Source organism: Streptomyces sp. NPDC007157, from assembly GCF_040634235.1.
GTDB lineage: Bacteria > Actinomycetota > Actinomycetes > Streptomycetales > Streptomycetaceae > Streptomyces.
Genome location: NZ_JBEYFE010000050.1, coordinates 11,187 through 30,059 on the forward strand (window position 1 = coordinate 11,187; position 18,873 = coordinate 30,059).

The following is an 18,873-nucleotide window of genomic DNA, read 5'->3' on the forward strand; positions in this document are numbered from 1 at the left end:
CCGCGCGGGGGGGGGGGGGGGGTGCGCCGCGCGGGCCCCCCCCCACAACCGGGCTCAGCTCTTCCGGGCGCCGCCGACGCCCGACCACCACGCCCTCGCCGTCCTCCAGGTCGCCGAAGAAGCCGGCGCAGAGGTGACGGTCGCCGCACCGGGGGTCGTACGGCCGTCCTGGACACCGGCGGCGCTCTTGCAGGTCCAGCGCGGCTTGTCGGTGAACAGGACGAGACGCCGCCCCCGAACACACCCTTTCCCCCCCTTTTCTTCTCCGCTTCGCACTCCGCCCACGGCAGAACTTCTTGGAGAGCCGCGGCTTTTGCCGCGCACATCTCGCGCTCCCCCGCACCCCACACGGTCAACTGGTGCCCGAACTGACGGTTCTTGCCCGTTTTGTTCATCGACTGTTGGGCAATACGAAAGCTCTGTACAGGAGTTCAGGGCAGGGTGTGACCAGGCGGACGTCCGTATTGAGACGGACGGGCCTGCCGAGGTCCGGCTCCCGGTGATTAGGCTGGGAGGGGGGCGCGACGTCAGGACCGAGAACAAGACGTCGGTGCCCCTGAGGGGGAGAGCCGGTGGATCGGACTACCTCAAACGAATACGGATGCTGAGAACGACACGACACGGTCGTCGCGCCGGCACGGCATGAGGGTGCTCGACCACACCAGGAGGAACTGTGAGCAGCGATCGGGACGGGATCCGCGGGGGCTGGGCCACACCCGGCGAAGACCAGCCCGACGCGGAGTCCCTCAACGAGATGACGGGCGAGTTCACGATCGACTACGCACCGCCCGCCTGGTACACGCAGAACGCGGCGGGCGGCCCGGGCGCGGCCGACGGCGCCGAGGGCGCCGGCGGGCCGGGGGCCGGCGACCGGTCCGGCGCGCCCGGCGGGGCAGGGGCTCCGGGGTCCGCCTCCGGTACGACGCCTGCCCCGCAGCCCCGTTCGCCGTTCCCGCCCGGGGCGCCGATCCCCGGTCTGACTCCCCCGCCGCATGCCCAGCAGGGGGGCGGAGCGCCGGGTCCCGGCGGTCCGTTCACTCCCGCGCCGACGTCGGCTCCGGGAGCACCCTTCACGCCGCCGCCGACGGCAACGCCCGGGGCGCCGTTCACCCCGCCGCCCGTCTCGACTCCGGGCGCACCCTTCACCCCGCCGGCCACCGCCACGCCGGGCGCGCCCTTCACCCCGCCGGCCGGTGCGGCGCCGGGTGCGCGGTCGGCGGCCGCGCCTGCCGCCGCGCCCGGGGCTCCGTTCACCCCGCCGCCCACGTCAACGCCCGGAGCCCCGTTCATTCCCGCGGCCGCGTCAACTCCGGGAGCGCCTTTCACCCCTCCGGCGGCGACGCCCGGAGCTCCGTTCACGCCGGCGCCTGCCTCGACTCCGGGTGCGCCGTTCACTCCGGCGCCCACCGCCACGCCTGGTGCGACGTTCACTCCGGCGCCCACTGCCACGCCTGGTGCGCCGTTCACGCCGCCTGCCCCGAGCGCGGACGCGGGGGCGCCGGCCGCTCCGCCTGCGCCGGCCGCCGCGCCGTTCACCCCTGCCGCACCACCCGCGGACGGTGCGGCCGCCGTGCCGAAGCTACCGGTCGGTTTCGAACCGCAGCGGCCCGCCGCCGAAGAACCGGCGCCGGAGCCCGAGCCGGACAACGGTGACCTGGAGAGCGGGGCGACGATGCGGTTCTCCGCCGGCGCGCTGAAGCGTGACATCGCCGCAGCCGCCGAGCGGGCGGCCGCGGCCGAGGACACGGCGGCCGAGCAGAGCCGCGCCGAGGACGAGGACGGAGACGGAGCCGACGAGGAGGAGCAGTCGGCGGCCGACGTCATCGCGCTGCTGGTCGACTCCGGCGCCAAGGGCGCGGACGGCTCGCCGCACGTCGACAGCGACGAGACCGGCACCGAGGACGAGGCCCCCCTCGACAACGCCGGCTCCAGCGGGACCGCCGAGACCGGCGAACCCGCCCAGGAAGCCACCCCGGTGGACGACACCGAGGAGGACGAGCGCCAGGACGCGGTCGCCGACACCGACGTCGCCGACGACGCCGACGACGCCGACGACGCCGAGTACGACGGTGCCGACGAGTACGACGGTGCCGAAGGCGAGGCGCACTCCGCGTCCGACGATGCCGCCGACGCGGTAGCCCCCGAGAACCCCGCCGACCCCGACGACGCACCCCCTGCGCCGCAGGACGCCGTAACCGCCGCGTCCGCTCCCGCTCCCGCTCCCGCTCCCCAGGACGCCGTAACCGCCGCTCCCGCGCCCCAGGACGCGCCCCCGGCTCCCGAGGCCGCAGCGCCGCCCGCTGCCTGGACTCCCCCGCCTGCACCGCCGACGCCGCCGGCCGTGGTGCCGCCGCTGCCGCCGTCCTACCAGCCCGCGGCCCCCGCACCGGCCGCCCACTGGCCGGCCCAGTCGGCACCGTCGGCGTCGGCGCCCGGTCAGCCGCAGCCCCCGCAGGCACCCGCGCAGGGTCCCGCGGGCGTGCCCGGGCAGCAGCCGGCGTTCCAGCCGCCGCAGGCACCGCAGCCCGCGCCCGCCGCCTGGAACCAGCCCCCGGCCCAGCAGCCGGGCGCCCCCGTGCCGCCGCAGGCGCCGGCCGGTTACGGCTTCCCGCAGCCCGCCGCCCAGCCCCCCGTTCCCCCGGCCGAACAGCCGCAGCAGCCCGACGCACCGGGCGGCTACGGCTACCCGGGCGCGCCCGTGCCCCAGGCGCCCGCGCCGGCCGGTTACGGCTTCCCGCAGCCGGCCGCGCAGCCTTCGGCGCCCCCGGCCCCGCCCGGCGCCTACGGCTTCCCGCAGCCCGGCCCGCAGCCGCAGGCGCCCCAGGACCCGCGCGCCGCCCAGCCCGCCCAGCCGCCCGCTCCGGCCCCGTACCCGGAGCAGCCGGACCCGCAGGCGCCGCAGGCCCCCCAGCCCCCGGTCGACCCGCGGGTCGGTACCGCCTGGCCGCAGCCCATGCAGCACGACCAGCGGCAGATGACCAACCCCGGTGCGGCGCCGCTGGGTTACACCGCGGCCGTGGAACTGTCCTCCGACCGGCTGCTCAACAACAAGAAGCAGAAGGCGAAGAGCGGTCGGCCCGGTGCCGCCCCCTCGCGGTTCAAGCTCGGCGGCAAGAAGGAGGAGGCCGAGCGGCAGCGGAAGCTGGACCTGATCCGTACGCCGGTGCTGTCCTGCTACCGGATAGCGGTGATCAGCCTCAAGGGCGGTGTCGGCAAGACGACCACGACCACCGCGCTCGGCTCCACCCTCGCCACCGAGCGCCAGGACAAGATCCTGGCCATCGACGCCAACCCGGACGCCGGCACGCTCGGCCGCCGGGTGCGCCGCGAGACCGGCGCCACCATCCGTGACCTGGTCCAGGCGATCCCGTACCTCAACTCCTACATGGACATCCGGCGGTTCACCTCCCAGGCCCCGTCCGGCCTGGAGATCATCGCCAACGACGTCGACCCGGCCGTCTCGACCACGTTCAACGACGAGGACTACCGGCGCGCGATCGACGTCCTGGGCAAGCAGTACCCGATCATCCTCACCGACTCGGGTACCGGTCTGCTCTACAGCGCCATGCGCGGTGTACTGGACCTCGCCGACCAGCTGATCATCATCTCCACGCCGTCGGTGGACGGGGCGAGCAGCGCCAGTACGACCCTGGACTGGCTGTCCGCGCACGGGTACGCCGACCTGGTGTCGAGGTCGATCACGGTGATCTCCGGAGTCCGCGACACCGGCAAGATGATCAAGGTCGAGGACATCGTGCAGCACTTCGAGACGCGCTGCCGGGGTGTCGTGGTCGTGCCCTTCGACGAGCACCTGTCCGCCGGTGCCGAGGTCGACCTCGACATGATGCGGCCGAAGGTGCGCGAGGCGTACTTCAACCTCGCGGCGATGGTCGCCGAGGACTTCGTACGCCACCAGCAGATGCACGGCCTGTGGACCAGCGACGGCAACCCGCCGCCGGTCGCCGCCCCGCCGATGCCGGGCCAGCCGCTGCCCGCCCAGCAGTACGCCCCGCCGCAGGCGCCGGGACAGCAGCAGCCGTACGCGCCGGAACAGCAGCAGCCGTACGCGCCGGGCCAGCCGTACGCCCCGGGCCAGCCGTACCCGCAGCAGCCGCAGCCGTATCCGCAGCAGCCGGGACAGCCTCCGCAGCAGGAGCTCTACGGCCAGCCCCAGCCCGGGGCCCAGCCCTATCCGCAGCAGCCGGGCCAGCCGTATCCCCCGCAGGCGCAGCAGCAGCCCGGCTACGGCTACCCGCAGCCCGGTGCCCAGCCCCCCGCCGCTCCCCCGGCCCCGCCCGGCGGCTACGGCTTCCCCCAGCCGCCCCACCCCCAGGAGCCGCCGCAGCCTCCGCAGCAGTAGCCGAAACGCCGAAGGGCGGCCGGTGCCTCAGCGCACCGGCCGCCCTTCGGCGTAGAACCGAACCCCCTGGACGAAGCCCTGGTCAGGCGTCCTCGGCCGCCACCAGCTCACGGCACTTTTTGACGTCCTCGGCCATCTGCTCCAGCAGCGCGTCGAGCGAGTCGAACTTGGCCTGGCCGCGGACGAAGGCCAGGAAGTCGACGGCGACGTGCAGCCCGTACAGGTCGAGGCCGACGCGGTCGATGGCGTACGCCTCCACCGTGCGCTCGGTGCCGTCGAACTGCGGGTTGGTGCCGACGGAGATCGCGGCCGGCATCACCTCGCCCTGGGCGTGCAGATAGCCGGCGTAGACGCCGTCGGCCGGGATCGCGGTGTGCGGGAGCGTTTCGACATTGGCCGTCGGGAAGCCCAGCTCACGGCCGCGCTGGGCGCCGCGTACGACCACGCCCTCCACCCGGTGCGGGCGGCCCAGGATCTCGCGGGCACCCGCCATGTCACCCTCGGCGACCAGGCGCCGGGTCAGGGTCGAGGAGAACGGCTCGCCGCCGCCCGCCTCGCCGCGCACGTACAGGTCGACGACCTCGACCTCGAAGTCGTAGACCTTGCCCTGCTCCGTGAGGAACTCGACGTTGCCCGCGGCCTTGTGGCCGAAGCGGAAGTTGGGGCCCTCGACGACGGCCTTGGCGTGCAGCTTGTCCACCAGCACCTTGACCACGAACTCGGCCGGCGACAGCCGCGAGAACTCGGTGGTGAAGGGCAGGATCAGCACCGCGTCCACGCCCAGCTCCGCCATCAGCTCGGCGCGGGTGTGGTGCGGGGCGAGCAGCGGCGGGTGGCTGCCGGGGCGGACGACCTCGCTGGGGTGCGGGTCGAAGGTGACGACGACCGCCGGAATGCCCAGCTCACGGGCGCGATCCACGGCATGCCTGATGATCAGCTGGTGACCGCGGTGCACCCCGTCATAAGAACCGATGGTGACGACGCTGCGCCCCCAGCCCTCGGGGATGTCCTCCAAGCCACGCCAGCGCTGCACTGTGACCGCTCCTCGAACCTGTGTCCGTTGTCCGTCTTACGCAGGTCTAAGGGTGCCATGTTTGCCGGACCCGTCTCACACCGGCACGGTCGCTGTGACCTGGCGCACGCATCCGGCGCCTCACGCGGGCACCCGGACGCCGGCCAGGTTCCCCAGCATCCGCCGGGTGCTGGGCCCCACCACGGCGGCCCATTCCTCCGGGGTGTCGGTGAGCCAGCGGGCCATCAGGGCGGCGAATCCGGGCACGTGCCGGCCCAGGTCGACCAGTCCGCGGTCGAACCGGGTCGCCCCGTCCGGGGTGCGGACCAGCAGCAGCCCGGTGCGCCTGACCAGCTCACGCATCTGGTCGCCGTCGTCCTCGCGCTGTACGGCGGCCGCGTGCAGCAGCGCGTCCAGGACGCCCGGGTCCCGCTCGTGAGTGAGCAGGAACTCCAGCAGCTCCCGGCGCAGTGGGCGCGAGACGGGGGTGCCGGCCGCGCCCAGGACGGTCGCCAGGGCCGCCCGGACCGGCTCGGGGCCGTCGTCGAGCAGCCCGGTGACCAGCGGCAGCAGTGCGGCGCGGGCTCCGGCGCCCTGGTCGAGGCGGCGCTCCACGAACCCGGCCACCTGCCCGGCGGTCTCCGGGTGCAGCTCGACGGCCTCGAGGACCAGCTCGGTGACCCGGTGGGCGAGGGCCGGTGCGGTGACGTCGGCGAGGGCGCGCAGCACCTGTCCGGCGCCGGGCCCGCGCAGCCGGGTGCGGAAGGCCTCCAGGACGTCGTCGGGGTGGGTGGCCAGGGCCGGGATCAGGGCGCTCGGCGCGAGCTGCGGGTCGCCGGTGGCGAAGTGCCCGAGCGCCTGCGGGAGATGGCGGGCCCGGGTCCGCGGGTCCCGGACCAGCAGGGCGAGGGCGCCGCCGTGCAGGGTGCAGTCGGCGGGGCGGGCGAGCAGGGCGAGCGCGGCGTAGCGGAGCAGTTCGCGGTCGGGTTCGCTGCGGACGTGCGGGGCGGTGCGCAGCCCGTGGGCCACGGCGGCCACCCGGCGGGCCGGGCGCTCGTCGTGCGCCCAGCGGTCGACGGCCCGGCACACCGCGGACGGCTCGTCCTCGGCGAGCACGGCGAGCAGTTCGTCGCCCCGCCGGTGCGCGGCGTCGACCAGCACCTCGGTCAGATCATCCAGTGCCCGGTGCCGGTGGGTGTGCAGCAGCGCCTGGGCCGCGGTCGCCACGGTGGCGTGCGGCATCGCGGGCAACGGCCGCTCGTCGTCGAACCACCGGGTCAGATACGGCTGTACGGCGGTGGGGTCGGCGGCGAGCAGCCGGGCGACGGCGTCCAGATAGCGCGGGGCGGTGCCCTCGGGGGCCTCCGCCGTCGGCCGGGCCCCGAAGCGGCCTGGGCACACGGTCTCCGGGAGCGGCTCGTCGGCGCGTACCAGCCTTCGCAGCAGATCGAAGCGGTCGGCGTCGGGCAGGGTGAGCGCGGTCCAGAAGTCCGGCCCGAACTCGGTGGCCGCGGTGCGCTGCCGGCCCACGACCCGGTCGGCGAGCAGCCGCAGCACCCCGGTGTACGGCGTGGCGTCGGGCAGCCGCAGCAGGGTCTGGGCGAGCAGCCGGGCGGCCCACCAGGAGCCGGGGTCCAGGTCGAGGGCGTGCGCCAGGTCGTTGAGCCTCGGGGCGAGTTGGGCCGGCCCGTACTGGCGGTCGAGGAGCAGCAGCGCCTGGACGACCGGTCCGACCCGGTGGTGCGGGACGGGCAGGGGGTGGGCGCTCTCGGCGGTCCGGGGGCGGTGGACGAGGGCGTGCAGGGCCTCGTCCAGGTCCAGGTGCATGCCCTGGATCCAGTCGGCGAGTTCCTCGTGGGCGAAGCGGTAGCCGCCGCCCGCCGGGACCAGCAGGCCCTCGGTGAGCACGGCGGAGGCCCAGCCGGAGCCGCCGCCGAGGTGGGCGGGGACGGGCCCCCAGGGGAACACCGCCTCGAAGGACTCCCGGTCCAGCTCGCCCTGGCCGGGCCCGAGGCTGCGCCGGGCGGCCTCGTGCACCTGGCCGGAGACGCGGGCGGCGAGCCGCCGTACGGCCGTACCGCGCAGGCCGTTCTCGGCGGCCAGCCGGACCGCGATGCGCAGGCACAGCAGGTCGAGGTAGGCGGCGAAGACGTCGTGCCGGTCGATCGGGCCGTCGGCGGGGGCGTCCGGGAGGGCGGCGCGCACCTCGGAGAGCAGGCGCAGGGCGAGGGGGTGACGGGCGTCGCGGTCGGTGAGGGCGCCGTCGGGCACGCCGTAGCGGGAGCGGGCGCGGCGGGCCTCGTCGGGGGTGAGGTCGGTCAGCCGGACGCAGGAGGGGGTACCACCGGTGCCCCGGTGCAGCAGGTCGGACGGGAACTCGGCACCGGCCCGCTCCCAGTACTCCTCGCGGCAGGCGACGAGGAGCCGGGCGCCGGTGTCGCGCAGCCATGCGGCGGTGCCCGCGGTCCAGGCGGACAGCCGGTGGGCGAGGACCGGTGGCATCTCCTCCGGGCCGTCCAGCAGGAGGAGGAGCGGGTGTCCGGCCCGGGTGGCGAGCCGGGCCAGCCGCTCCACGGTGAGTTCGCCGAGGTCGCCCGGGAGTTGGGAGCGGGAGGCGGCGACGATCCGGACCGCGCGTTCCAGGGCGCGGCGGGCCGCGTCGGCGACGGAGCCGTCGGCGTCCTTGAGGTCGGCGCCGCGGAGCCAGAGGGTGGGGGCGGGATGCGGTCCGCGGTTGCGGCGGGCGGCGAGGGCGGCGAGTTCGGTGGTGCGGCCGGTTCCGGGGGCGCCGACCAGGGCCAGGACGGTCCCGTTCGTCTTGCCGGCGCCGGTGCCTTCGGCGAAGGCTGCCAGTTGTTCTGAGGTTGCCGCTCGCTCGACGGGTTGGACGGGGTCGGTGTGTTCGTCTGCGGGTGTGTGGGGGCTTGTCGCGCCCCCGCGGCGGTCGCCGCATGTTTGATTCAGCCCCGCGCCCCTTTGGGGCGCTCCAGTGCGGGGCGTTGACATGCGAGGAGTGGAATGGCCCACATAACCGGCCAGGGCGCCCGGGGGGCCGTCCTGGCCCACCGATGTGGCTGTCAGCTCCAGGATGCCCGCGAGGTTGAGGTCGGTGCCGTAGGCGGGGACCGTCGCGGCGTTGCGGGTGAGGAGGTCGGCGAGGTGGGTGCTGTCGGGGTGGTGGAGCGAGACGGCGAAGCCCACGTCCCGCTGGCCGGACTGCAGGGCGGTGCCCAGCACGCCGAGGACCGCGCCGGTCTCCGCGTCGAGGACCGGGCCGCCGGCCGCCCCGCCGCCGAGGCGCAGCGCGTCCCGGCCGGCCGTGCCCATCGCCAACTCCAGGGCGTCGTGCAGGAGATGGAAGCGGTCGGTGGCGGTGTACGTCACCTGGGTCGCGGCCAGTACCCGGGCCTCGCGCCAGCGGTCGGCGGCGATCCGTACGTAGGTTCCGGCCGGGATCCGCTCCCGTACCGTGATCGGCAGCGGGTCCACGCAGAGGCCCTCGGTACGGATCAGGGCCAGGTCGTGGGCGGGCAGCGGGGTGACCGCGTCCGAGTCGACCACGCAGGTGCGGTCCCCGGCCGCGTGCAGCACGATCCGGGCCAGCCCGTCGACGGCCTCGTGGCTGGTGACCAGGGTGCCGTGGTGGTCGGCGAGGAAGCCGGTGCCACGCGGGCGCCCGGCGAGGTCGCGGACCCGGACCAGCCGGTCGTCGAGCACCGGCCAGGTGTCCTGCCCTGCCTCCCGCGTCCCGTCCGCCGTGTGGCGACCGCTCCCGGTCCGCGGCCCCCGTCCCGCCATGATCGAACCTCCCCGCCCGTACATCCGTGCCCTTGGGCCCTTGGGCTCGACGGTAGGCGCGAAATGATCAGCGGGACAGAGCGGGTGGCGAACGCGCCCCCCTCCGCTCCCCCGGTTCACTCCGAGCGCCTGCTCGGTCGGGTGAATAGCCCGGGACGGGTGGATACACCCTAGGGGTGGGGGAACCGAGGGGGGACCGTGGAGCGGCGGCGGCGCCAGACCCCGTGGTCGCCGCTCCACGGGCACACCGGACGGTTCAGCCGAACACGGCGAGGCTCTTGGCCTTGCCCTTCTGCTCCTCGACGAGCACGAGGAAGCGCCCCTCGGGGGCGAACACGGCGACGGGACCGACGCCGGCGTACTGCTCGGGCATGTCGATCCGCACTCCGTTGGTGAGCAGACCGGCCCGTCTGGCGTCGACGTCCCAGCGCGGGAACGCGGCCGCGGCCGCCTCGGCGACCGGCATCACGGTCAGCTCCTGCTGGAGCTGGTCGAGGGTGCGCGCGGAGTCCAGCTTGTACGGTCCGACGCGGGTCCGGCGCAGCGCCGTGAGGTGGCCGCCGACGCCCAGGTCGGCGCCCAGGTCGCGGGCGAGGGCACGGATGTAGGTGCCGGAGGAGCAGACCACCGAGACGACCAGGTCGAGCACGGGGGTGCCGTCCTCGGCGACGGCGTCGCGGACGTCGTAGACCGTGAACGACGAGACGGTCACCGGCCGGGCCGGGATCTCGAACTCCTCGCCCTCCCGGGCGCGCTTGTACGACCGGACACCGTCGATCTTGATGGCGCTGACCTTGGACGGCACCTGCATGATGCGGCCGGTCAGCTTGGCGATGCCGGTGTCGACGGCCTCGCGGGTGACCCCGGAGGCGTCGGTGGACGAGGTGATCTCGCCCTCGGCGTCGTCGGTGACGGTGTTCTGTCCGAGGCGGACGGTCCCCAGGTACTCCTTCTCGGTGAGGGCGAGATGCCCGAGGAGCTTGGTCGCCCGCTCGATGCCGAGGACGAGGACGCCGGTGGCCATCGGGTCGAGGGTGCCGGCATGCCCGACGCGCCGGGTACGGGCGATGCCCCGCATCTTGGCGACGACGTCGTGCGAGGTGAAGCCCGACGGCTTGTCGACGATGACGAGGCCGTCGGGCGGGGTGGGCTTGCTGGTCATTCGGTGGCGTCGTCCGTCTCGTCGGCGTCGGCGGCGATGTCCGTCTCGTCATCGGACCCCGGCTTCTTGTACGGGTCCGCTTCACCGGCGAAGGCGGCGCCCGCGGAGACCTCGCGGACCTTCGCGTCCGAGGCCCGTGCCTTGTCGAGCAGGTCCTCGATGGTCTTCGCGGTGTCCGGAAGGGCGTCCGCGACGAACGTCAGGGTCGGCGTGAACTTCACGCCCGCCGCCGCGCCGACCGCCGAGCGGAGCACGCCCTTGGCGCTCTCCAGGCCCGCGGCGGCCGCGGCCCGCTCCTCGTCGTCGCCGTACACCGTGTAGAAGACGGTCGCCTCCCTGAGGTCACCCGTGACCCGGGTGTCCGTGATGGTGACGTTGGTGCCGAGCCGCGGGTCCTTGATCCCGCGCTGCAGCTTCTGGGCCACCACCTCTCGGATGAGGTCCGCCAGCCTCTTGGCGCGCGCGTTGTCGGCCACTGGTCCGTCTCCCGTTCTTTCTTCTGTGTCGTTCTCAGGTCTAGTCGTCGTCGCCGTGGAAGCGCCGTCGGACGGACAGCAGCTCCACCTCGGGGCGGGCGGCGACCAGCCGTTCGCACCGGTCGAGCACGTCGGTCAGGTGCGCGGCGTCGCCGGAGACCATGGCAAGGCCGATGCCGGCCCTGCGGTGAAGGTCCAGGTGGTCCACCTCGGCCGCGCTCACGGCGAACTTCCGCTGGAGTTCGGCGACGATCGGGCGGACGACGGAGCGCTTCTCCTTCAGCGAATGGATGTCGCCGAGGAGGAGGTCGAAGGACAGAGTCCCCACGTACATGTATGTATCCGGTTCACCCGCCGGTACGGGATCGATGGCCCTGTCAGGAACGGTACCCCGTCCCCGCCTGGCGCTCGACCGACTTTCCCGGCCGCGGACGGCCGGGAAAAGCGCTGGCCGACGGAACCGAAGTCCCGTCGGCCAGCACAAACCGTCGGGTTACACCCGCGGCTTCTCGCGCATCTCGTACGTCGCGATGACGTCGTCGATCTTGATGTCGTTGAAGTTTCCGAGGTTGATACCGCCCTCGAAGCCTTCGCGGATCTCGGTGACGTCGTCCTTGAAGCGGCGCAGACCCTCGATGTTGAGGTTCTCCGCGATGAGCTTGCCGTCGCGGACCAGGCGCGCCTTGGTGTTGCGCTTGACCTCGCCGGAGCGGATGAGAACACCCGCGATGTTGCCCAGCTTGGACGACTTGAAGACCTCGCGGATCTCCGCCGTACCGAGCTCGACCTCTTCGTACTCCGGCTTGAGCATGCCCTTGAGGGCCGCCTCGATCTCCTCGATCGCCTGGTAGATGACCGAGTAGTACCGGACGTCCACGCCCTCGCGCTCGGCCATCTGCGCCGCACGGCCTGCCGCGCGGACGTTGAAGCCGATCACGATGGCGTCCGAGCCCATCGCCAGGTCGATGTCCGACTCCGTGACCGCACCGACGCCGCGGTGCAGGACGCGGATGTCGACCTCTTCGCCGACGTCCAGCTGGAGCAGGGACGACTCGAGCGCCTCGACGGAACCAGAAGCGTCACCCTTGATGATGAGGTTGAGCTGCTGGACCTCGCCGGCCTTGAGCACCTTGTCCAGGTCCTCGAGGGAGACGCGGCGCGTGCGCTTGGCGAAGGCCGCGTTGCGCTCGCGGGCGGCACGCTTCTCGGCGATCTGACGGGCCGTACGGTCCTCGTCGACCACCAGGAAGTTGTCGCCGGCACCCGGGACGTTGGTCAGACCCAGGACCTGGACCGGCGTCGCGGGTCCGGCCTCGGCGACGTTGTTGCCGTTGTCGTCGAGCATGGCGCGGACGCGACCGTAGGCGTCGCCCACGACCATCGTGTCGCCGACCCGCAGGGTGCCTCGCTGGACGAGGACCGTCGCCACGGCACCACGGCCGCGGTCGAGGCGGGACTCGATCGAGATGCCCTGCGCGTCCTGGTTCGGGTTGGCCCGCAGGTCGAGCGAGGCGTCGGCCGTCAGGATCACGGCCTCCAGCAGGGAGTCGATGTGCAGACCCTGCTTGGCGGAGATGTCGACGAACATCGTGTCGCCGCCGTACTCCTCGGCCACCAGCCCGTACTCGGTGAGCTGACCGCGCACCTTGGTCGGGTCGGCGCCCTCGACGTCGATCTTGTTGACCGCGACGACGATCGGGACGTCGGCCGCCTTGGCGTGGTTGAGCGCCTCGACCGTCTGCGGCATGACGCCGTCGTTGGCCGCGACGACCAGGATCGCGATGTCGGTCGACTTCGCACCACGGGCACGCATGGCGGTGAACGCCTCGTGACCCGGGGTGTCGATGAAGGTGATCTTGCGCTCTTCGTCGTTGACCTCGGTGGAGACCTGGTAGGCACCGATGTGCTGGGTGATGCCGCCGGCCTCGCCCGCGATGACGTTCGTCTTGCGGATGGCGTCGAGGAGCCGGGTCTTACCGTGGTCGACGTGACCCATGACGGTGACGACCGGCGGACGGACCACCAGGTCGTCCTCGCCGCCCTCGTCCTCGCCGAACTCGATGTCGAAGGACTCGAGCAGCTCGCGGTCCTCCTCCTCGGGGCTGACGATCTGGACGGTGTAGTTCATCTCGCCGGCGAGGACCTCGAGGGTCGCGTCGGAGACGGACTGCGTGGCCGTGACCATCTCGCCGAGGTTCATCATGACCGCGACGAGGGACGCCGGGTTGGCGTTGATCTTCTCGGCGAAGTCGGTGAGCGACGCGCCGCGGGAGAGACGGATCGTCTCGCCGTTGCCGCGCGGCAGCATCACGCCGCCGACGCTCGGGGCCTGCATGGCCTCGTACTCCTGGCGCCTCTGCCGCTTCGACTTGCGACCGCGACGCGCCGGACCGCCGGGACGACCGAAGGCGCCCTGCGTGCCACCACGGCCGCCGGGACCGCCGGGACGACCGCCGAAGCCGGGACGACCGCCGCCGCCACCGCCGGGACCGCCGCCGAAGCCGCCGCCACCGCCGCCGGGACCACCGCCGCCGGGACGACCGGCGAAGCCGCCGCCACCGCCCGGACGGGCGCCGCCACCGCCGCCGCCGGGACGACCGGCGAAGCCGCCGCCGCCACCGGGACGACCGGCACCGCCGGCGGGACGACCCGCACCGCCGGGACCGCGACCGCCGCCACCGGGGCCGGGACGCGGGCCGGCAGCGGGACGCTGCGGCATCATGCCGGGGTTCGGACGCGGACCCGCGGAACCGCCGCCGGGACGCGGACCGCCCTGCGGGCGGGGCATGCCGGACGGGCTCGGACGGGAACCGCCGGCAGCCTGGGGACGCGGACCGCCGCCCTGGGCGCCGGGCGCCTGGGGACGGGGAGCACCGCCGGGACCGCCGGGACCGGGACGCGCGCCGCCCTGCGGGCGCGGGGCCTGCGGGCGGGCCATGCCGGTGGAGCCACCGGAGGTGAAGGGGTTGTTGCCCGGACGCGGACCGGCCGGACGGGCACCGCCCGGACGGGGGGCGCGCTCACCGGGACGCTGGCCGCCCTGACCCGGACGGGCCTGACCCTGCCCCTGACCGGGGGCGGGACGACCGCCGGGGCGCGGGGCGCCCTGACCCGGACGGGGAGCGCCACCGGGACGCTGACCCTGGCCCTGGCCCTGCGCGGCGGCCGGGCTCTGTGCCGGGGCGGCCGGAGGGGCCGGCGGGGCGGTGAACTCGGGCGCGGCCGGAGCCGGACGCGGAGCGGGCTTCGGGCCCGGGCGCGGGCCGGAGGCGGCCGGCGCGGGGGTGACCGGAGCCGGAGCCGAGGGCGCTGCCGAGGCCGCGGGGGCCGGGGCGGGCGCCGCGGGGGCCGGCGGCTGCGGGGCGGCCGGACGCGGCGCGCCCGGCTTGGGGGCACCACCGGGGCGTGCCGCCTGCGCCGGAGAGGGCGCGGCGGGCCTGGGGGCAGCCTTGCGCGGGGCGGACTTGCCGTTGCCACCGCTCTGGAAGGCATCTGTCAGCTTGCGTACAACGGGCGCCTCGATCGTCGAGGACGCCGAACGGACGAATTCACCGAGTTCCTGGAGCTTGGCCATGACGACCTTGCTCTCAACCCCGAACTCCTTGGCGAGTTCGTATACCCGGACCTTAGCCACTTCGCTCCTTTTAGGTCCGGGTGTGTCCGGACCGTCGCTACTTCATGGGCGTACTCATCGCGTGCTCATCGAGTGCTCATCGCAATCTCGACCTACTTCCAACTCGCGGGGTACCAGAGCCGCACGGACGTTCCGTACGACGCTTCTTACGGTGTTACTGCTCGACGTAGGGGCGCAACGCCTTTACGTCCAGCGGACCCGGGGCGCGGAGCGCCCGTGGGAGTGCCCGGCGGCGCACCGCCTGGTCCAGACAGACCTGAGCGGGGTGTACATATGCACCCCGGCCGGGCAGCGTACCGCGAGGATCGGGGACACATTCATCCTCGACCGCCACGATCCGCAGCAGTTCGGTCTTGGCCGCTCGCTGCCTGCACCCCACACAGGTGCGCTCAGGGCATGCGCGGGCTCGCGTCCGGCCAGACACTGCTAAGTCTACCTCCCCGCACCGACCTCACCCCTTCGGGGCAAAGATCGAACGGCTGTTGTCGTAATCCAAGCGACCTGCGGCTTGGAACTATTCCCCTCGTCCGGGTGAACCCCCGACCAGGGGCGAGGGCGATCCGGACCTGAGGGAGTGCAATCTACTCGGACACCTGTTCGGTATCCGGGCGGATATCGATCCGCCAGCCGGTGAGCCGGGCGGCGAGACGGGCGTTCTGTCCCTCTTTGCCGATCGCGAGCGACAGCTGGTAGTCGGGCACGGTCACCCGGGCGGACCGGGCCGCCAGGTCCACGACCTCCACCTTGGAGACCCGGGCCGGCGACAGCGCGTTCGCCACCATCTCGGCCGGGTCGTCCGACCAGTCGACGATGTCGATCTTCTCGCCGTTCAGCTCGCCCATGACATTGCGGACCCGGCCGCCCATGGGGCCGATGCAGGCGCCCTTGGCGTTCAGGCCCGAACGGGTGGAGCGGACCGCGATCTTCGTACGGTGACCGGCCTCGCGGGCGATGGCGGCGATCTCGACGGACCCGTCGGCGATCTCCGGCACCTCGAGCGCGAAGAGCTTCTTCACCAGTGCCGGGTGGGTGCGGGACAGCGTGACGGAGGGGCCGCGGACGCCCTTGGCGACCCGGACGACGTACGAGCGCAGCCGCATCCCGTGCGGATAGGTCTCGCCGGGTACCTGCTCCTGCACCGGCAGGATGGCCTCCAGCTTGCCGATGTCGACGAGCACGTTCTTCGGGTCGCGGCCCTGCTGGACCACGCCGGTGACGATGTCGCCCTCACGCCCGGCGTACTCGCCGAGCGTGGCGTCGTCCTCGGCGTCCCGGAGCCGCTGCAGGATGACCTGCTTGGCGGTGGTGGCGGCGATCCGCCCGAAGTCCGACGGGGTGTCGTCGAACTCGCGGGGTGCCTGCCCCTCCTCCAGGTCCTCGGGGTCCTCCTTCGCCCACACGGTCACATGCCCGGTCTCCCGGTTGAGCTCCACGCGCGCGTGTCGGCGGCTTCCCTCGGTGCGGTGGTAGGCGATGAGGAGGGCCGACTCGATCGCCTCGACCAGCAGGTCGAAGGAGATCTCCTTCTCCCGAACCAAGCCCCGCAGGGCACTCATGTCGATGTCCACGGCTACGCCTCCTCTTCTTCCGTCATGTCCTTCTTGTCCTTGCGGTTGAACTCGACCTGCACACGCGCCTTCTCGATCCCGGCGAAGCCGAGTCTGCGGCTGGTGGCCTTGCGGCCCTTGACGCCGGGCACCTCGAGATCGAGGCCCTCGTCGTCGACGTCCAGGATTCTCGCGACCAGTTCCCCGCCATCGGCCAGCTGGAATCTCACGAGGCGGTCCACGGCACGCACGTAGTGCCGGTGCTCGGTGAGGGGGCGCTCCGCGCCCGGGGTGCCGACCTCGAGGGTGTACTCGCCCTCGCCCATCGCGTCGCTCTCGTCGAGCTTCGCCGAGAGCTCACGGCTCACATCGGCGATCTGGTCCAGATCGGCCCCGGTGTCGGAGTCGACGACCACGCGCAGCACCCTCTTGCGTCCGACGGAGTCCACGGCGATCTCTTCGAGATCCAGGCCCTGAGAGGTGACGAGCGGTTCCAGGAGCTCTCGCAGCCTCTCGCTGTGGGTCGTGCTCATCCGGGTGACTCCTCGGCCGCGTGTGCTGTTGTGGGTTGGGTCGCGTGTCTGGTCAAAGGGTATCCGGTCGTGAGGAGTGTTGCCGTCCACCCGGGTACGGACGGTGCCGATGAGTGGCTTCGGACAGGTGCGCGGGTACGGTGATCACGGGCGGGTCCGTCCCGTGTCCCATTCCTTTCGCATTTCTTCGTATCCAGCTCCCCGAGGACGTCTGCCGTGCCGTTCCCCCCGCCGCCGCGTACCCCCTGGGGAGTACGCAGAAGGAGCCTGATCGTCTCGGCGGCCTCGGCCGCCCTGTTGGCGGGCTGCTCCGCCGACCCCGACTCCGCCGGCCACGGCGGCAGTACGTCGGTCACCGCGCGGGCACGCGCGCGTGCGGCCCGGGACAGCCAGGCGCTGCTCCGGCAGTACGACGCCGTCCTCGCCGCCCACCCCGGGCTCGCGGAGCGGCTGCGGCCGCTGCGGGCCCAGGTGGCGGCCCATGCGGCGGCCTTCGCGGAGGGCGCTTCCAAGAGTCCTACGGCGACGGGCTCCCCCTCGGCCACGGTGTCCGCCGCGGCCTCACCCGGGGTACCGGCCGACGAGAAGTCCGCGCTCGCCTCGCTGGCCGCCGCCGAGCGCGCCCTCGCCGACCGGCGGGCCACGCAACTGCTGGACGTGCCCGGCGAACTGGCGCGGCTGCTGGCCGGGGTGGCGGCGGCTGGGGCCGCGCACGCCTACCTGCTGACGGAGGGTGAGAAGTGAGCGACGAGGCCGAGGCCGGGGTGCTGAAGGCGCTCCAGGCGGCACTGGCGGCCGAGCACGCGGCGGTCTACGGGTACGGCGTGGTCGGCGGCCGGATCGGCGCGCGGCGGCTGACCGAGGCCCGCTCGGCCTACGACGCGCACCGGGCCCACCGGGACGCACTCGCCCGCGAGGTGCGGGACCTGGGCGCCGCGCCCGTCGCCGCGAGCGCGGCCTACGCGCTGCCCTTCGCCGTCACCGACGCGGTGACGGCCGCACGGCTCGCCGCCGAGTTGGAGGAGCGGGTGGCCGACGTGTACTCCGACCTGGTCCGGGCCTCCTCCGGCGCGCGGCGCGGGTCGGCGGCCGGGGCGCTGCGGGAGGCCGCGGTGCGGGCGGTGCGGTGGAGCGGGCAGAGCGTAGCCTTCCCTGGGCTCGCCGAGCGGGAGGCGCCGCTGGGCCGGGCCGGCGCTTCGGCCACGCCTTCGGCCACGTCAACTCCGTAGAGCAGCAGAGCAGGAAAGGAACGACTCGCGTATGGCCTTCGAACCGCCGCGGCGCCTGGTGAGGGCGCTCGGTGAGACGGCGCCGGACGGTGACGAGTGGCTGGAGAAGCTGCCGGGTGCGGTGGAACGGGCCGTCGCACTACGCGAGTTGACCGTCGAACGGGTGCAGGTACCCGGCGGGCGCAGCAGCGTCGTCCTGCTGGTGCGGCGGGCGGACGGGACACCGGCGGTGCTCAAGCTGGCGCCGCGGCGAGCCCGGCCGGAGAGCGAGGCCGCGGCGCTGGCGCACTGGGGCGGGCTGGGTGCCGTACGGCTGCTGGACGCGGACGGGGCCGACGGGGTGCTGCTGCTGGAGCGGCTGCATCCGGAGGTCTCGGTGCGGTCGCTGCCCGAGGCGAAGGCGTTGCTGGAGGCGGCCGGAACGCTGCGCCGGCTGTGGGTGGAGCCGCCGGACGGGCCCGTCTTCGAGACGGTGGCGGAGCGGACCGGGCGGCAGGCCGCGGCGATGCGGGCGTCCGCCGACCTTGAGGTGACCCCGCTGGTCGACGCGGCGCTCGTGGCCCGGGACGAGTTGCTGGCCGCGCCTCCTGAGCGGCGGTTGCTGCACGGAACGTTCCGGCAGAGCAAGGTGCTGGCCGGGGAGCGGCTGCCGTGGCTGGCGGTGGGGCCCGATCCGGTGGTCGGCGAGTGCGCGTTCGATCTGGCGCGGCTGGTGCGGGACCGGGTGGAGGATCTGATCGCCTCGTCGTCGGGGGCGACGATCACGCGCCGGCGGATCAAGCGCCTCGCGGAGTCGCTCGAGGTGGATCAGGAGCGGTTGCGGGGGTGGACGTTGTTCCGGGCGGTGGAGTCGGGTGTGCGGGCCCTCCGGGTGGGGCGGCCGAGGGACGCGGAGCTGCTGCTCGAGTTCGCGGGCTGGATTTAGGGCGGACGGTTCGGGCGGCTTCGGTTGGCTGCGGGCTGCGGGCTGCGGGCTGCGGGGATGTTGTGGCTGTCGCGCACGCGCGGCGGAGCCGCACATCGACACCGCCCCGCGCCCCTGAAAGGCGCTCAACCGGCCCTCGGTTTCAGCGCCAGGGCAGACGCGGCGGCCGCCGGTGGGCCGGGCCGTACTCGGCGCAC

At 73.8% G+C, this 18,873-nt stretch carries 13 protein-coding genes; 4 read left to right on the forward strand and 9 right to left on the reverse strand.

What is annotated here, in order from left to right; genetic code table 11:
• The first annotated feature begins 673 nt into the window (after positions 1-673).
• Positions 674-4,360, forward strand: coding sequence for an SCO5717 family growth-regulating ATPase (locus ABZ642_RS45110; protein WP_360497160.1), 3,687 nt, complete (start codon positions 674-676; stop codon positions 4,358-4,360).
• A gap of 82 nt (positions 4,361-4,442) precedes the next feature.
• Here ABZ642_RS45110 and ABZ642_RS45115 read toward each other — a convergent pair whose 3' ends face one another.
• The 9 genes from ABZ642_RS45115 to rimP all read right to left on the reverse strand — a co-directional run bounded on the left by ABZ642_RS45115 (position 4,443) and on the right by rimP (position 16,522).
• Complete coding sequence (locus ABZ642_RS45115) at positions 4,443-5,393, reverse strand: bifunctional riboflavin kinase/FAD synthetase (protein WP_360497163.1); 951 nt, start codon at positions 5,391-5,393, stop codon at positions 4,443-4,445.
• A gap of 120 nt (positions 5,394-5,513) precedes the next feature.
• Positions 5,514-9,170 (reverse strand): trypsin-like peptidase domain-containing protein, encoded by a 3,657-nt coding sequence (locus ABZ642_RS45120; RefSeq protein ID WP_360497166.1) that lies wholly within the window; start codon positions 9,168-9,170, stop codon positions 5,514-5,516.
• Between the two features lie 256 nt (positions 9,171-9,426).
• Entirely contained in the window at positions 9,427-10,332 is a 906-nt protein-coding gene (truB, locus tag ABZ642_RS45125) for a tRNA pseudouridine(55) synthase TruB (protein ID WP_360497169.1), read from the reverse strand.
• Positions 10,329-10,808, reverse strand: a complete 480-nt coding sequence (gene rbfA, locus ABZ642_RS45130) for a 30S ribosome-binding factor RbfA (RefSeq protein ID WP_360497172.1) — start codon at positions 10,806-10,808, stop codon at positions 10,329-10,331. The genes truB and rbfA overlap by 4 nt, the downstream gene beginning before the upstream one ends.
• A gap of 40 nt (positions 10,809-10,848) precedes the next feature.
• Complete coding sequence (locus ABZ642_RS45135; protein WP_360497174.1) at positions 10,849-11,142, reverse strand: DUF503 domain-containing protein; 294 nt, start codon at positions 11,140-11,142, stop codon at positions 10,849-10,851.
• 159 nt (positions 11,143-11,301) lie between these two features.
• Entirely contained in the window at positions 11,302-14,442 is a 3,141-nt protein-coding gene (gene infB / locus ABZ642_RS45140) for a translation initiation factor IF-2 (protein ID WP_360497177.1), read from the reverse strand.
• Positions 14,443-14,596: 154 nt separating this feature from the next.
• Positions 14,597-14,866, reverse strand: coding sequence for a YlxR family protein (locus tag ABZ642_RS45145; RefSeq protein WP_360497180.1), 270 nt, complete (start codon positions 14,864-14,866; stop codon positions 14,597-14,599).
• Between the two features lie 157 nt (positions 14,867-15,023).
• On the reverse strand, positions 15,024-16,010 hold the full coding sequence (gene nusA, locus ABZ642_RS45150; protein WP_360497183.1) for a transcription termination factor NusA: 987 nt from the start codon (positions 16,008-16,010) through the stop codon (positions 15,024-15,026).
• A 2-nt stretch (positions 16,011-16,012) separates the two neighbouring features.
• Positions 16,013-16,522, reverse strand: a complete 510-nt coding sequence (rimP, locus tag ABZ642_RS45155) for a ribosome maturation factor RimP (protein ID WP_360497186.1) — start codon at positions 16,520-16,522, stop codon at positions 16,013-16,015.
• 216 nt (positions 16,523-16,738) lie between these two features.
• Between rimP and ABZ642_RS45160 the strand changes: the two genes are divergently transcribed.
• The 3 genes from ABZ642_RS45160 to ABZ642_RS45170 are packed head-to-tail and all read left to right on the forward strand — an operon-like array spanning position 16,739 to position 18,676.
• Positions 16,739-17,266 (forward strand): hypothetical protein, encoded by a 528-nt coding sequence (locus ABZ642_RS45160; protein ID WP_360497189.1) that lies wholly within the window; start codon positions 16,739-16,741, stop codon positions 17,264-17,266.
• Positions 17,263-17,751, forward strand: coding sequence for a ferritin-like domain-containing protein (locus ABZ642_RS45165; protein WP_360497192.1), 489 nt, complete (start codon positions 17,263-17,265; stop codon positions 17,749-17,751). Before ABZ642_RS45160 ends, ABZ642_RS45165 begins: the two co-directional genes overlap by 4 nt.
• Before the next feature lie 31 nt (positions 17,752-17,782).
• Positions 17,783-18,676: an aminoglycoside phosphotransferase family protein gene (locus tag ABZ642_RS45170; RefSeq protein WP_360497195.1), complete on the forward strand. Its 894-nt coding sequence runs from the start codon at positions 17,783-17,785 to the stop codon at positions 18,674-18,676.
• Positions 18,677-18,873 lie beyond the last annotated feature (197 nt).

Bases quoted from the DNA above. Each gene is read 5' to 3' on its own strand.
- ABZ642_RS45120 (WP_360497166.1), bottom strand. From the start codon at position 9,170: ATGGCGGGACGGGGGCCGCGGACCGGGAGCGGTCGCCACACGGCGGAC.
- truB (WP_360497169.1), bottom strand. From the start codon at position 10,332: ATGACCAGCAAGCCCACCCCGCCCGACGGCCTCGTCATCGTCGACAAG.
- ABZ642_RS45135 (WP_360497174.1), bottom strand. From the start codon at position 11,142: ATGTACGTGGGGACTCTGTCCTTCGACCTCCTCCTCGGCGACATCCAT.
- rimP (WP_360497186.1), bottom strand. From the start codon at position 16,522: ATGAGCACGACCCACAGCGAGAGGCTGCGAGAGCTCCTGGAACCGCTC.
- ABZ642_RS45170 (WP_360497195.1), top strand. From the start codon at position 17,783: ATGGCCTTCGAACCGCCGCGGCGCCTGGTGAGGGCGCTCGGTGAGACG.